The sequence below is a fragment of the Herbaspirillum sp. Her2 genome (assembly GCF_057961375.1).
In genome coordinates this window covers 3,577,408-3,591,329 of sequence record NZ_CM176331.1, presented here as the reverse complement: position 1 = coordinate 3,591,329, position 13,922 = coordinate 3,577,408, and the positions used below count along the sequence as shown (strand labels likewise).

The 13,922-nt window shown below is 63.2% G+C and carries 11 protein-coding genes; 6 read left to right on the top strand and 5 right to left on the bottom strand.

Annotation, left to right across the window (positions count from 1 at the left end):
- Positions 1-417: 417 nt before the first annotated feature.
- The gene (locus ACWHXP_RS16300) at positions 418-1,080 is read left to right on the top strand and encodes a VTT domain-containing protein (RefSeq protein WP_204727166.1); all 663 of its coding nucleotides are present in this window, start codon (positions 418-420) and stop codon (positions 1,078-1,080) included.
- Positions 1,081-1,168: 88 nt separating this feature from the next.
- Here the strand turns inward: ACWHXP_RS16300 and ACWHXP_RS16295 are convergent, their stop codons facing one another.
- Positions 1,169-2,530 carry an N-acetylmuramoyl-L-alanine amidase gene (locus ACWHXP_RS16295; protein ID WP_039790105.1) on the bottom strand — a complete coding sequence of 454 codons (1,362 nt, stop codon included), beginning with the start codon at positions 2,528-2,530 and terminating at the stop codon, positions 1,169-1,171.
- On the bottom strand, positions 2,494-2,979 hold the full coding sequence (tsaE, locus tag ACWHXP_RS16290) for a tRNA (adenosine(37)-N6)-threonylcarbamoyltransferase complex ATPase subunit type 1 TsaE (protein WP_039790104.1): 486 nt from the start codon (positions 2,977-2,979) through the stop codon (positions 2,494-2,496). Before tsaE ends, ACWHXP_RS16295 begins: the two co-directional genes overlap by 37 nt.
- 67 nt (positions 2,980-3,046) lie before the next feature.
- Between tsaE and queG the strand changes: the two genes are divergently transcribed.
- Together queG and ACWHXP_RS16280 are read left to right on the top strand one after the other, a co-directional pair.
- Positions 3,047-4,231 (top strand): tRNA epoxyqueuosine(34) reductase QueG, encoded by a 1,185-nt coding sequence (gene queG / locus ACWHXP_RS16285; RefSeq protein ID WP_489635549.1) that lies wholly within the window; start codon positions 3,047-3,049, stop codon positions 4,229-4,231.
- 27 nt (positions 4,232-4,258) lie between these two features.
- Positions 4,259-6,685 carry a penicillin acylase family protein gene (locus ACWHXP_RS16280; RefSeq protein ID WP_489635550.1) on the top strand — a complete coding sequence of 809 codons (2,427 nt, stop codon included), beginning with the start codon at positions 4,259-4,261 and terminating at the stop codon, positions 6,683-6,685.
- A 28-nt stretch (positions 6,686-6,713) separates the two neighbouring features.
- Here the strand turns inward: ACWHXP_RS16280 and ACWHXP_RS16275 are convergent, their stop codons facing one another.
- From ACWHXP_RS16275 to ACWHXP_RS16265, 3 genes are read right to left on the bottom strand one after another with little or no spacing between them, the layout of a single operon-like run.
- Positions 6,714-7,604: an AEC family transporter gene (locus tag ACWHXP_RS16275; protein WP_034334306.1), complete on the bottom strand. Its 891-nt coding sequence runs from the start codon at positions 7,602-7,604 to the stop codon at positions 6,714-6,716.
- 4 nt (positions 7,605-7,608) lie between these two features.
- Positions 7,609-8,199: a response regulator transcription factor gene (locus ACWHXP_RS16270; protein ID WP_489624682.1), complete on the bottom strand. Its 591-nt coding sequence runs from the start codon at positions 8,197-8,199 to the stop codon at positions 7,609-7,611.
- Between the two features lie 41 nt (positions 8,200-8,240).
- Positions 8,241-10,268, bottom strand: coding sequence for a PAS domain S-box protein (locus ACWHXP_RS16265; protein ID WP_039790098.1), 2,028 nt, complete (start codon positions 10,266-10,268; stop codon positions 8,241-8,243).
- A 208-nt stretch (positions 10,269-10,476) separates the two neighbouring features.
- Between ACWHXP_RS16265 and ACWHXP_RS16260 the strand changes: the two genes are divergently transcribed.
- From ACWHXP_RS16260 to ACWHXP_RS16250, 3 genes are all read left to right on the top strand, one after another.
- Complete coding sequence (locus ACWHXP_RS16260) at positions 10,477-11,493, top strand: TRAP transporter substrate-binding protein (protein ID WP_088754662.1); 1,017 nt, start codon at positions 10,477-10,479, stop codon at positions 11,491-11,493.
- Between the two features lie 128 nt (positions 11,494-11,621).
- A complete protein-coding gene (locus ACWHXP_RS16255) occupies positions 11,622-12,182 on the top strand; it encodes a TRAP transporter small permease (protein WP_121037603.1) in 561 nt (186 codons plus the stop codon).
- Positions 12,179-13,459 (top strand): TRAP transporter large permease, encoded by a 1,281-nt coding sequence (locus ACWHXP_RS16250; protein ID WP_489624683.1) that lies wholly within the window; start codon positions 12,179-12,181, stop codon positions 13,457-13,459. Before ACWHXP_RS16255 ends, ACWHXP_RS16250 begins: the two co-directional genes overlap by 4 nt.
- Positions 13,460-13,922: the final 463 nt, after the last annotated feature.

The following is a 13,922-nucleotide window of genomic DNA, read 5'->3' as shown; positions in this document are numbered from 1 at the left end:
CCATTTGCCCGTCCGTCAGCGCCGTCCCGTCTGCCTTACCGCCAGCGACCGCGCCGCGGAAAGGCGCAGAACATGCTTGATGATGCATATTCGTGACATCAAAACTGAACGAATCTGACTTTGATCATATGCCAAATTCTTCCGGTTGTGCGTGCGGGCGGCGGCCTTGGCGGGCCGCCACACAACGCTCTGCGAGCTTGTGTGAGGATCTTCTTGCGGCAAGTTTCCTCAAGGATTTTATCGGCCGGTATCGGGGCTTCTTGAGTTGCAGCGGGGTGAGTGTTGTATGATGCCTGCGCAGGTGCGCGAGATCGCTTTGCCTGTGCGATAGGTCCCGACGAAGTTGCTGAAGGGAAATATCCGGCCGCGCGGCGATGGGGAGCCTCGGCCTTGATGAATCACCAAAGATTGGGCTTTATGGATTATCTGCAGTGGCTGGACGTGCTGGTGCACGTGGACAAATATCTGGGCGTCCTGATCGAGCAGTACGGCCCGCTCATTTATGCGGTGTTGTTCCTGATTGTCTTCTGTGAAACCGGGCTGGTGGTCCTGCCCTTCCTGCCGGGGGATTCGCTGCTGTTCATCGCCGGTACCTTCTGTGCGCTGGGGGCCATGGACATCTGGCTGCTGATGGGCCTGCTGATCGCCGCCGCGGTGGCCGGCAACACGCTCAATTACTGGATCGGCGGCTGGGTCGGGCAACGCGTCTATACCCACAACTACCGCTGGCTCAACCCCGACGCCCTGCGCAAGACCCACAGCTTCTACGAGAAACACGGTGGCAAGACCATCGTGATCGCCCGTTTCACCCCCATCGTGCGCACCTTTGCGCCCTTCATCGCCGGCGTCTCGGCCATGAGCTTTGCGCGCTTCCAGCTGTTCAACGTGCTGGGTGCCTTCCTGTGGGTGGTCAGCCTGGTGGTGCTGGGCTACCTGTTCGGCAATATTCCGGTGGTGCGGGAGAACCTCAATACGCTGGTGCTCATCGGCATCGTCGGTGCCATCGTTCCCATCGTGCTGGGCGCGCTGTGGCAGCTGTGGCGCAAATTGCGCGGCAAGCGCAAGGTCAGCAACGCCTGATGTCCGCCTTCCCGGCAGGACGCGCCCGATAAAAAACCCGGCCTGCAACTGCAGTGCCGGGTTTTTTGTTGCCTGCCAGGGCCGACTTTCAGGTCAGGCGATTCTTGGCCAGCGGCGGGTTCTTGGCGAAGTAGTTGCGGATGCCGGTCAGGATGGCATCGGCCATTTGCTCCTGATAGCGCTCGTCGGTGAGCTTGGCTTCTTCTTCCGGGTTGGAGATGAAGGCGGTCTCGATCAGGATGCTGGGAATGTCCGGAGCCTTCAGCACGGCAAAGCCGGCCTGTTCCACCGCGCCCTTGTGCAACTTGTTGATGCCGCCGATTTCCTTCAGCACCGCATTGCCCACGCGCAGGCTGTCGTTGATCTGCGCCGTGGTCGACAGGTCCAGCAGCACGCTGGCCAGCTGGCGGTCATGGGTCTTGATGTTGACGCCGCCGATCAGGTCGGCCGAGTTTTCCTTGTTGGCCAGCCAGCGGGCGGCGGTGGAGCTGGCCCCCTTTTCCGACAGGGCGAACACCGAGGAGCCGCGCGCCGTCGGCTGCACGAAGGCATCCGCATGGATCGACACGAACAGATCGGCCTGCACCTTGCGCGCCTTGACCACGCGCTGGCCCAGAGGCACGAAGAAGTCGGCATCACGGGTCAGCATGACGCGCATGTTGGGGTATTGCTCGATCTTGCGTTTGAGGCGCTTGGCGATGGACAGCACGACGTCCTTCTCGCGGTTGCCGCGCGCACCGGTGGCACCGGGGTCTTCGCCGCCGTGGCCGGGATCCAGCGCGATGGTGATCATGCGGGTCAGCTGCATGCGCGGCTCGTCCGGCACCACCTTGGGGTTGCGCTCGGTCTTGTCTTCCGGCTGCGGCTTGATCTCGGCCAGCGGGGCCGGATCGGGTTTGGGCGGTGCGGCCGGGGCCTGCGCCAGCGGCGGGGTGGCCGGGCTTTCCTTGTTCCACTCGCCCTTCTGGATGAGGGCGGCGATCGGATCGGGCGGCGCGGCCGGGTACAGGTCGATGACGAAGCGGTATTTGTATTCGCCCACCGGGGCCAGGGTGAAGACCTGCGGCTTGATCTCGTCCTTCAGGTCGAACACCAGGCGCACCACGCTGGGCCGGTTCTGGCCCACGCGTACCTGCTTGATGTAGGGGTCGTTGGGCTGGATCTTGGCGACCAGGTCCTTCAGGGTGCTGTTGAGGTCGATGCCCTCGATGTCCACCACCAGGCGCTCCGGGTTCTTGACCACGAAGTGGGTGACCTTGAGGTCGCTGTCGTTTTCCAGCGTGACGCGGGTGTAGTCCTCGGACGGCCAGACACGCACGGCCAGGATCTGCGAAGCCAGAGCGGGCAGGGGAGTGACGACGGAGACGAACAGGGCGCCGCCGGCTTTGAGGATGGTGCGGCGGGTTTTGGACTTCACAGGTTGGGAGCGAATTTCAGTCGAGCGAGGCATTGATGACCCTTGTCGGACAACGCACGCAATTCTACATCACGACCGTCCCCTGCAAGCGACAGGTTGACGTGTATGTCCGGTGGCGGCAACACCGGATCGCCCTTTTCAGGCCATTCGACGATACAGACGGAGTTTTCGTTGAAATGTTCACGAAAACCGGCATCGAGAAATTCTTCCGGGCTGGCCATGCGGTACAGATCGAAGTGGATGACTGTTACCATGCGGCCTGCGAAGGAAACTTCATAAGGCTCCGCCAGCGTGTAGGTCGGGCTCTTGACCCGCCCCTGGTAGCCCGCCGCATGCAGCAGGGCGCGCGTGAGCGCGGTCTTGCCGGCCCCGAGGTCGCCGTGCAGGTAGATCGCCAGGCCCGGCGCCAGCACCTGGGCCAGGTCGGCCCCGAGGCGGGCGGTGGCGGCTTCGTCGGGCAGGTGGAGGTGGAGTCGCTGCATGCTCATGCTGTTCTGGGTCATCCGGGATGGTTCGTTACAAGGTTCTAGTCTGAAGGTTCAAGCGCTCATGTCCATTCACCCCACGCCTGCCGATCCGATCGGGAGCACTGCCATCGCCGATCCCGCCGGCCTGGTGGCGCTGGCGGCCGCCATCAAGGCCTGGGGCCGGGAGCTGGGGTTTGCCGAGGTGCGCATCGCCGATGTCGACCTGTCGCACCGCGAGGCGGGCTTCCAGGCCTGGCTGGACAAGGGTTATCACGGCGAGATGGATTATATGGCAAGCCACGGCCTGAAACGGGCACGGCCGGCCGAACTGGTGCCGGGCACGGTGCGCGTGGTGAGCGTGCGCATGCCCTACCTGCCGGCCGCCGCCGATCCGGATCAGCCCGAGCAACCTGACTGGCGCGCCCGCGAAGAGGCGCGCAGCGCCGATCCGGCGGCCGCCCAGGTCTCGATCTATGCACGCGGACGCGATTACCACAAGGTCCTGCGCGCCCGCCTGCAGCAGTTGGCCACCCGCATCGAGGGCCGCATCGGCCCCTTCGGCTACCGCGTCTTCACCGATTCGGCCCCGGTCATGGAAGTGGCCCTGGCCGAGAAGGCCGGACTGGGCTGGCGCGGCAAGCATACGCTGCTGCTGCATCGGGAGGCCGGCTCGATGTTCTTCCTGGGCGAGATGCTGACCGACCTGCCGCTGCCGGTGGATGAACCGGTCACCTCGCACTGCGGCCAATGCAGCGCGTGCATCACGGCCTGTCCGACGGGGGCCATCGTCGCCCCTTATGAGCTGGATGCGCGGCGCTGCATCTCCTATCTCACCATCGAACTCAAGGGCAGCATCCCGCAAGACCTGCGCCCGCTCATCGGCAACCGCATCTATGGCTGCGACGACTGCCAGCTCTACTGCCCGTGGAACAAGTTCGCCCAGCGTGCCAGCCTGCCGGACTTCGATCCGCGCCATGGCCTCGACCGGGCGAGCCTGGTCGAGCTGTTCGGCTGGAGCGAGGACACCTTCCTGAAGAACACCGAAGGCAGCGCCATCCGCCGCATCGGCCATGAACGCTGGCTGCGCAACCTGGCCGTCGGGCTGGGCAATGCGGCCGATGCACCCTCGCACCGTGGCGATGCGGAGATCGTGGCGGCCTTGCGGGCGCGCCTGGATCATCCGTCAGCGCTGGTGGCCGAGCATGTGGCCTGGGCGCTGGCCCGTCATGGAGTCCATGGAGTCGCAGGAGCAGATGGAGTAGAGTGACCCCTCCCAACAAGGAGGAGACACCCCATGCCCAGACTGAATCGTGCCGTCCTGCTGGCCAGCGCGCTGGCTGCGAGCCTGCCGCTGGCGGCCAGTGCCCAGCGCGCATCGACCGAAAAGATCGCCATCCCCGGCCTGCAGCAACGCGCCGAGATCCTCATCGACCGCTGGGGCGTGCCCCACATCTATGCCGCCAGCGAGCGCGATGCCTTCTTCATGCAGGGTTTCAATGCCGCGCGTGACCGCCTGTTCCAGATCGACCTGTGGCGTCGGCGCGGGCTGGGCCAGCTCTCCGAAGTGTTCGGTCCCGCTTATCTGCCTCAGGACCGTGCGACCCGGCTGTTCCTCTACCGCGGCGACATGCGGCGTGAATGGGCCGCCTATGGTCCCGGTGCGGAAAGCGTGGCGGAGGCGTTCGTGGAAGGCATCAATGCGTATATCGATTACGTCTCCCTGCATCAGGAAAAACTGCCTTACGAATTCCGCCAGCTGGGCTATCTGCCGGCCAAGTGGCAGGCCGAGGACGTGGTGCGCATCCGCAGCCACGGCCTCACGCGCAACCTGCAAAGCGAAGTGGCGCGCGCCAAGGTGGCGTGCGCGGCCGATCTGAAATCCGATGAAATCCGCTCCGGCCTGACCCCGCCCTGGACCGCGGGGATGCCAGAGGGTCTGGACCCTTGCCTGCCCAAGGACCTGCTGCAGGTCTTCACGCTGGCCACGCAGGGCGTGCGGATTACCAAGGAGAGCCTGAACGCCGCCACCACGGCAGGCGACAGCCAGCTGGTGCGCATCGAGCCGGCCGTCAATCCGGAAGAGACCATGGAGGGCAGCAACAACTGGGTCATCGCCCCGTCGAAGTCGGCCACCGGCCGCGCCATCATGGCCAACGATCCGCATCGCGCCTATTCGGCCCCGTCGCTGCGCTACATCGCCCACCTGAGCGCACCGGGCATGAACGTCATCGGGGCCGGCGAACCGGCCCTGCCGGGCATCTCCATCGGCCACAACGGCAGCATCGCCTTCGGGTTGACCATCTTCAACATCGATCAGGAAGACCTCTACGTCTACCAGCTCAATCCCGACAATCCACAGCAATACCGCTATCAGGGCCAGTGGGAATCGATGCGCGTACTGCATGAACCGGTGCGCATCAAGAACGGCGCACCCGCCGTGGCCGATCTGAGTTTCACGCGCCATGGTCCGGTGATCTACGTCGATCAGGCCAAACACCTGGCCTACGCGGTACGGTCGGGCTGGCTGGAGCCGGGCATGTCGCCTTACTTCGGCAGCATCGCCTACATGCGCACGCGCAATTTCAAGGACTTCAAGCAGTCCATGCTGAACTGGGGCGCGCCCACCGAGAACCAGGTCTATGCCGACACCAAAGGCAACATTGGCTGGGTGCCGGGCGGGCTGGCACCGAAGCGGCCCAACTGGGACGGGCTGCTACCGGTGCCGGGTGACGGGCGATATGAATGGTCCGGCTTCTGGCGCGGCGACCAGCTGCCCTCGTCCTACAATCCGGCGCAGGGCTGGTTTGCCTCGGCCAACCAGATGAATCTTCCTGCCGATTATCCCTACCGCGAGCGCAAGCTCGGATTCGAGTGGACCAACAATTCGCGCTTCACCCGCATCAGCGAAGTGCTGGCCAGCCTGCCCAAGGTCTCGCTGCAGGATTCGATGCGGCTGCAGAACGATGACCTGGCCATCCCCGCACGCCGCCTGGCCGCCTTGCTCAAGCCCTTGTCCTCCGATGACGCCAACACCCGCGCTGCGCTGGCCATGCTGGGCCAGTGGGATTATGTCGAACGCAGCGAGTCGGCCCAGCCGGCACTGTACGAAGTCTGGCTCTCGCGCCATCTCGGCAAGGCCTTCAAGGAAGCCGTGCTGCCCAAGACGGCTGCCGATGCGATGGGGGCGCCTGATACGGCAGTGCTGCTCGATACGCTGGAAAACCCGGTACCCGCCTTCGGCGCCGATGCTGCGCAGGCGCGCGTCCGGCGCGATCAGGTGCTGCTCTCCAGCCTCGGTGCTGCCTGGGCCGAACTGGCCAAGCTGCAAGGCGCGGATCCGTCGCAATGGCAATGGGGCAAGCTGCACCACAACCTGATGGCGCATCCGCTGGCCGATGTGGTGGATGAGGCGACCCGCAAGAAGCTCAACGTCGGACCCATGCCCAAGCATGGCGGGGCCTATTCGCCCAATCAGTCGACCTATCGCGTCAATGATTTTCGCCAGACCAACGGGCCCTCCTTCCGCGTGGTGGTGGACGTAGGCCGCTGGGACAATTCCTGGGCCGTCAATGCGCCGGGCCAGTCGGGCGACCCCGACAGCCCGCACTATCGCGATCTGGCCGACAAGTGGTTGAAGGGCGAGTATTTCCCGCTGCTGTATTCACGCGGGGCCATCGAGAAAGTCACCGAGCACCGCATCGTGGTGCAGCCGGTGCGCTAGACAGCAGGGCTGGCCTGATGCGGCAGGATCAATGCACCAGCGCCAGCCAAACCGGAATGCTCAATGCCGAGAGCAGCGTCCCGAATGAAATGAGGAAGGCCGTGAAGGGCCCGTTGCCGCCCATGCGCGCGGCCAGGATGTAGGCGCTGGAGGCGGTGGGCAGGCTGCAGAACAGCACCACGATGCGCCACTGCAGCGGTGGCAGCTGCAGCAGCATGCCGATCAGGTAAGCGGCCAGCGGCACTGCAACCAGCTTGATGACGATGAACCAGGCCACTACCGGCTTGCTTTCTTTCAAACCCGACAGCCGCAGTCCGGCCCCGACCATCAGCAGGCCCAACGCAATGGAAGCCGCGCCCAGCCGCGAGAGCACCACACTGGCCACTTCCGGCAAATGCAGCCCTAGTGCAGAAAACGTCAACCCGCCAGCAGTCGCCACCAGCAAGGGATTGCGGGCCAGCTCGCGCAGCAGGTTGCTGTTTTTTGCGGCCAGCGCATGGACCGCCGCGATATTGCACAGGGGCACGCCAAAACCCAGCAGGATGGCCATCAGGCCCGCGCCTTCTTCGCCCGCCATGCGGGTGGCCAGTGCCAGCGCGATATAGGAATTGAAGCGAAAGGCGCATTGCATGCCCGACTCGTAGGTCATGGGCGTGGCGCGCAGGAAGGGTTTGCCCAGCCAGGTCAGCGCGATGCCCACCAGCAGCGCCGCAACGCCCGTCTGCACCATGCCGCCGGTGACCGAGAGATCAACCTTCAGGCGCGCCGTCGAATAAAACAGCAGCGCAGGGAAGAGGATGAAATAGACCAGCTTCTCCATGCCGGCCCAGAATTCTTCGCCCCAGTTGGAAATGCGATGGATCAGCAGGCCCAGTGCAATGAGGCTGAAGTCCGGCAGCAGGAGGTTGAGGATCTCCACGTGCTTACTTCAGCAGGCGTGCCAGCTCGACGGCAGTCTTGACGTTCATCTTGTCGAAGATGTGGGCGCGATGGACTTCCACGGTGCGCATGCTGATGCCCAGCTCATCGGCAATGACCTTGTTCATCTTTCCGGCCAGGATCAGGTCCAGCACTTCGCGCTCGCGCGCGGACAGCGCCGCCAGGCGGCTCTGCACGGCATCCTCGGCACTGCCGGCGCGCGAACTTTCCAGCGCTTCCAGCACGCGGTCCATCAACTGGTTGTCGTTGAAGGGCTTTTCGAAGAAATCGAAGGCACCGTTCTTGAGCATATCCACCGCCATCGGCACATCGCCGTGACCGGTGAGGAAGATCACCGGACGCCGGTGCAGCAGGCCCTTGGTCTTGAGTTCATTGAACAGCGCCACGCCGCTGGTGCCGGGCATGCGCACGTCCAGCAGCAGGCATTCGCCCTCGGCGTCGATGCCGCTGGCATGGGCCAGTGCGCCCAGCACGGCGGCACCGCTTTCATAGCCGATGGCGGCGATATTGCGCGAGCGCGCCAGCCAGGTCAGCGAATCGCGGATGATTTCTTCGTCGTCGACTATGTGCAGCATCGGTATGCGGGGCGGGAATCCAGTGTGGGAGGGGCGTCTCGTTATTGTGGCTGCCCGCTTTGGGCGGGCAGCGAAAACCGGAAGATTGTACCGCCTGCCGGGTTATCGGTGTAAGTGAGCGTGCCGCCGTGGAATTCGATGGTGGTGCGGCAGATGTTCAAGCCCATGCCCATGCCCTCGGCCTTGGTCGAGAAGAAGGGAGAAAACAGGCGCGCCGCCACTTCCTCGGCAATCCCGTGCCCCTGGTCGATCACCGAGACCGTGACCGATTCTGCACCATCGTCATTGCGGGTCAGCTCGGCCGTCACGCGCAGGATGCGGCGCGCCGAGGGCACGGCGGCCATGGCCTGGATGCCGTTGCGGGTCAGGTTCAGGATCACCTGCTCCAGCAATACCTGATCGCCCAGCACCGGCGGCAGCGACTTGGGCACCTGCCATTGCAGCACCACGAAGAACTGCTGGGCCTGCAATTCGATGAGCGGGGCCACGTTGTCCACCAACTGTCGGATCTGCAGACGCTGGCGCGCCGGTTCGCGCTTCTTGACGAACTGGTGCACGCTGCGGATCACGTGGCCGGCGCGCTGGGCCTGGGTGTGGATCTTTTCCAACGCCGGCTGCAGCGCCTTGGGATCGGCCTGGCCCTGCTGCATCATGTTCAGCGCCCCGGTGGTATAGCTGGAGATGGCCGCCAGCGGCTGGTTCAGCTCGTGCGCCAGGGTCGAGGCGATCTCGCCCATGCTGGCCAGGCGGGCGCTGGCCTGCAGTTTTTCTTCCTGGGTGCGGTTGAGGTCTTCGGCTCGCTTGCGTTCGGAAATGTCGAGGATGGAACCCATCCAGCCAGTCTGCTTGCCATCCTGGTCCACCAGCGGCGATTCGAAGATCAGCACCGGGAAGCGCTCGCCGTCGCGGCGCTGGAAGATGGTCTCGAATTGCGGCGTGGCGCGCCCGGCCAGCACGTTGGAGAAACGCTCCTGGTATTCATCCATGGCTTCCGGCGCCCAGTAAGGCATGGGCGGGATCTTGCCGACCAGTTCTTCGGCCGCGAAGCCGACCATCTTGCAGAAGGCCGGATTGACGTAGGTGATGCGGCCCTGCAGGTCGCGGGCGCGCATGCCGGTGACCAGTGAATTTTCCATCGCGGCACGGAACACGGCTTCGTTGAGCAGGGCCTTCTCGGCCTTGGTCCGGCGGTTGATGTCGCGCCACAGCGCCCACAGGCTCCACAGCAGACCCAGCGAGAGCACGATCACCGAGCCCACCAGCAGGTTGGGCAGCAGCTTGGGTGCGCTCTTGGTGCTGTTGGTATGCAGCACCAGCGTCAAGCCCGGCAGCTCCAGTTCACGCCGATGGGTGTAGACGTTCAGGCCCGGTCCGCCCGAGGTGCGGCGTGCCACCACGTTGTCATCGGTATCGGTGAGCGAGATTTCATTGTCCTGGGCGAACCACCACGGCACCATCTCGTTGAGGATGCGTGCCACCGCATAGCTGGCCACCAGGCTGCCGATGTAGTGATTGTCATGGAACAGCGGCACGTGATAGTCCATCAGCATCGGCTCGGCGATGCCGGGCGGGATGGCCGGCGGGCTGTAGAGCGGACGGCGCATCTGGCGCGCGCGGTCGGCCGTCATCAGCGAGGGTTGCGAGAGGTCCTTGCGGCTGATAGGCAGATCATCGGTTGAAGCGACCGGATGGCCTTCGGCATTGAACCAGGTCACGCGATAGAACTCGCGGTTGTTGCGCAGCAGGGCGTTCAGGCGGCTGCGGAAATGATCCTGATGCAGGCGGCCGTTGCTGATCTCGCGGCCGATGATGCGCATGCTCTCGTCATCGCGGCTGAGCTGGAAGCGGATCGCCTGTTCCACCCACAGCGAATCGGCGATCAGTTGCTCGAGCCGTTCGCTGGCTTCCATCTGCTGGGCCTGGCGCGGCAGCCAGATCAGCGTGGCCAGGAACAGGCACACCAGCAGGAAAGGGATCAGCCAGCGCATGGTGGTCTTGCGGCCGGAGGCCTGCAGCTGCGAGGCGGCATCGGGCTGGGGAGCGATCGGGGGCGGCGGGACGGTTTTCATGACGCCGCCAGTGTAGCCGCGCCCAAAAGCTTGCGCCAGCTTCCTGCGTGGCGGGAAGTGGACGGCAGGGACATTGTGGTTAACCACACTTGCTCCGTTTTGGTGAGGCCGCGCAAAATTCGCCAGCACAATCCGGTCCCCGCCAAGACCGGCCTTAGTCCATAAAAATTACTAACTAAATCATTTCCATCTCATTGGGGAGACAAGCATGAAACTGAAGTCCATCGTCTTTGCGCTGGCTGCGGCGACTGTCGTCAATGCCGGCCTGGTGGCCAGCGCCTTCGCGCAACAGCCCATCATCATCAAGTTCAGTCACGTGGTGGCCAACGACACGCCCAAAGGCAAGGCCGCCGAGCGTTTCAAGGAGCTGGCCGAGAAGGCCACCAAGGGCCGCGTGAAGGTCGAGGTCTATCCCAACAGCACGCTGTACAAGGACAAGGAAGAACTGGAAGCCCTGCAACTCGGTGCCGTGCAGATGCTCGCGCCGTCGCTGGCCAAGTTCGGTCCGCTGGGCGTGAAGGAGTTCGAAGTCTTCGACCTGCCTTACATCTTCCCCAGCAAGGACGTGCTGTACCGGGTGACCGAAGGTCCGATCGGCAAGGATCTGTTCAAGAAGCTGGAGCCCAAGGGCATCACCGGCCTGGCCTATTGGGACAACGGTTTCAAGGTGATGTCGGCCAACAAGCCGCTGCATCAGCCCTCGGACTTCCGTGGCCTGAAGATGCGCATCCAGTCCTCCAAGGTGCTGGATGCCCAGATGCGCGCACTGGGTGCCAACCCGCAGGTGCTGGCCTTCTCCGAGGTCTACCAGGCGCTGCAGACCGGCGTGGTCGATGGCACCGAGAACCCGCCCTCGAACCTGTACACCCAGAAGATGCATGAAGTGCAGAAGCACGTCACCGTCTCCAACCACGGTTATCTGGGCTATGCGGTGATCGTCAACAAGAAGTTCTGGGATGGCCTGCCCTCCGACGTGCGCACCCAGCTCGAAGGCGCCATGAAGGATGCGACCAAGTACGCCAATGCCATCGCCCAGCAGGAAAACGATGCGGCGCTCGCCGCCGTCGAAAAGACCGGCAAGACTACCGTCTACCGTCTGACCGACGCGCAGAAAGCGGAGTGGCGCAAGGCGCTGCTGCCGGTACAGCAGCAGATGGCCAGCCGCATCGGCAAAGAGCTGATCGACGCCGTCAACAAGGAATCGGCCGCGCTGGGCCAGAAGTAAATCCGTTGGCTCCAACGGGCGCCCGCCTTCGCAATGAAGCGGGCGCATTGCAGACAAGAACAATCCGAACAAGCAATGTCATGGGCTGATACCACTGCGGTATCGGCCTGCTGGCGCAAGGAGACTTCATGAAGTTACTCGACCACCTGGAAGAGTGGCTGATCGCGTTCCTCATGGCCGCGGCCACCTTCATCATTTTCGTGGCGGTGGTACACCGCTACGCCTCGGGCCTGGATATTCCCTGGCTGCAGGACCAGCTCATCCAGATCAACATGAGCTGGGCCCAGGAGCTGTGCATCTTCATGTTCGTGTGGATGGCCAAGTTCGGCGCCGCTTACGGCGTGCGCACCGGCATCCACGTCGGCGTCGATGTGCTCATCAACCGCATGAACACCCCGTGGCGCAACAAGTTCGTGCTCTTCGGTCTGTTTGCCGGCGCGCTCTTTACCGGCATCGTCGGGACCTTCGGTGCCGAGTTCGTCTACGACATCGCGCAGCACGACAGTACTTCTGAAGTGCTGGAATTGCCGATGTGGATCGTCTACCTGGCCGTGCCGCTGGGGTCGTACCTGATGTGCTTCCGTTTCCTCCAGGTCGCGTGGAATTTTTATCGGACCGGCGAATTGCCCAAGCATGACCATGCCCACGTGGAAGGTCTGGACGAAGAAACCAGCGGAGGTAAAGCATGAATGCACTGATCATTTTCGTCTTGCTGTTCGGGCTGATGCTGACCGGGATGCCCATCTCGATCTCGCTCGGCCTGACGGTCCTGACTTTCCTGTTCACGATGACCGACGTGCCGATCCAGTCGGTGGCGCTGAAGCTGTTCACGGGCATCGAGAAGTTCGAGATCATGGCCATCCCGTTCTTCATCCTCGCTGGCAATTTCCTCACTCACGGCGGTGTGGCGCGGCGCATGATCAACTTCGCCACCTCCATGGTCGGTCACTGGCACGGTGGCCTGGCGCTGGCCGGGGTGCTGGCCTGCGCGCTGTTCGCAGCGGTGTCCGGCTCGTCGCCGGCCACTGTGGTGGCCATCGGCTCCATCATCCTGCCGGCAATGGTCAAGCAGGGTTTCCCGAATCGCTTCGGCGCGGGGGTGATCACGACTTCCGGCGCATTGGGCATCCTGATCCCGCCTTCCATCGTGATGGTGATGTATTCGGTCTCCACCAATACCTCGGTGGGCAAACTGTTCATGGCGGGCGTGGTACCGGGCTTGCTGCTGGCCTTCCTGTTGGGCCTGACCACCTGGTTCCTGGCGCGCAAGAACAATTATCCGCGTCTGAAGAAGGCGACCTGGGCCGAGCGCGCTGCAGCCTTCCGCAAGAGCGGCTGGGGCCTGTTCCTGATCGTCATCGTCATGGGGGGTATCTACTCTGGGGTGTTTACGCCGACGGAAGCTGCGGCCATGGCGGCGGTGTATGCCTTCTTCATCGCGGTCTTCGTCTACAAGGACCTGAGCCTGAAGCAGGTGCCCAAGGTGCTGCTGGATTCGGCGTCGATGTCGGCCATGCTGCTCTACATCATCACCAATGCGGTGCTGTTCTCCTTCCTGGTGACCAGTGAAAACATTCCGCAGACGATGGCGGCATGGATCACCGATTCGGGACTGGGACCGATCACCTTCCTGCTGGTGGTCAACATCCTGCTGCTGCTGGCCGGTAACGTGATGGAGCCGTCGTCGATCGTGCTGATCCTGGCACCGATCCTGTTCCCGGTGGCGATGAAGCTGGGCATCGATCCGGTGCACTTCGGCATCCTCATCGTGGTCAACATGGAAGTGGGCATGTGCCATCCGCCGGTGGGCCTGAATCTTTACGTGGCCTCGGGCATCACCAAGATGGGCATCACCGAACTGACCATTGCGGTCATGCCGTGGCTGCTGACCATGCTCGGTTTCCTGGCGCTGGTGACCTACTGGCCGGGCCTGTCGCTGTGGCTGCCGAACCTGATCTACAACTGATCCGCAACCACGCCGTGAGACGATGAAATCGGCGCCGTTACCTGGCTTGCACCAGGCCGGTGCCGATTTCGTCAGATGTCTGTCAAGTTGCTGAAAAGTATGTTGGTTTTGCCCTGAAAAAGTGCTTTGAGACGGCACAAAGTGCTGCTAAAGTGCGTGCTTTGCTGAATCGGCGCCGTGTATTTGCCGCCCTGGCAATCGAGTTTTGTTTTAGGTTTTTCTAGTGAGTTGTTGATGTACTTGCCTTGGCGGCGACCCCTCCGACACATCGGTCCGGGCGTGGCGAGGCAGCACCGAATACAAAGCGGGTGGTGCATAACAAACGGTATCAATACCGGGAAACTGAGGAGACGTGCATTCGATTGAAACCGTTCAAACGGTCGGGAATGCATCTGGAGTATTTTGAAGGCGCATCCGCGGATGCGCCTTTTTTCTTTGTGTCGCGTGGTGCTGATGATGTGTA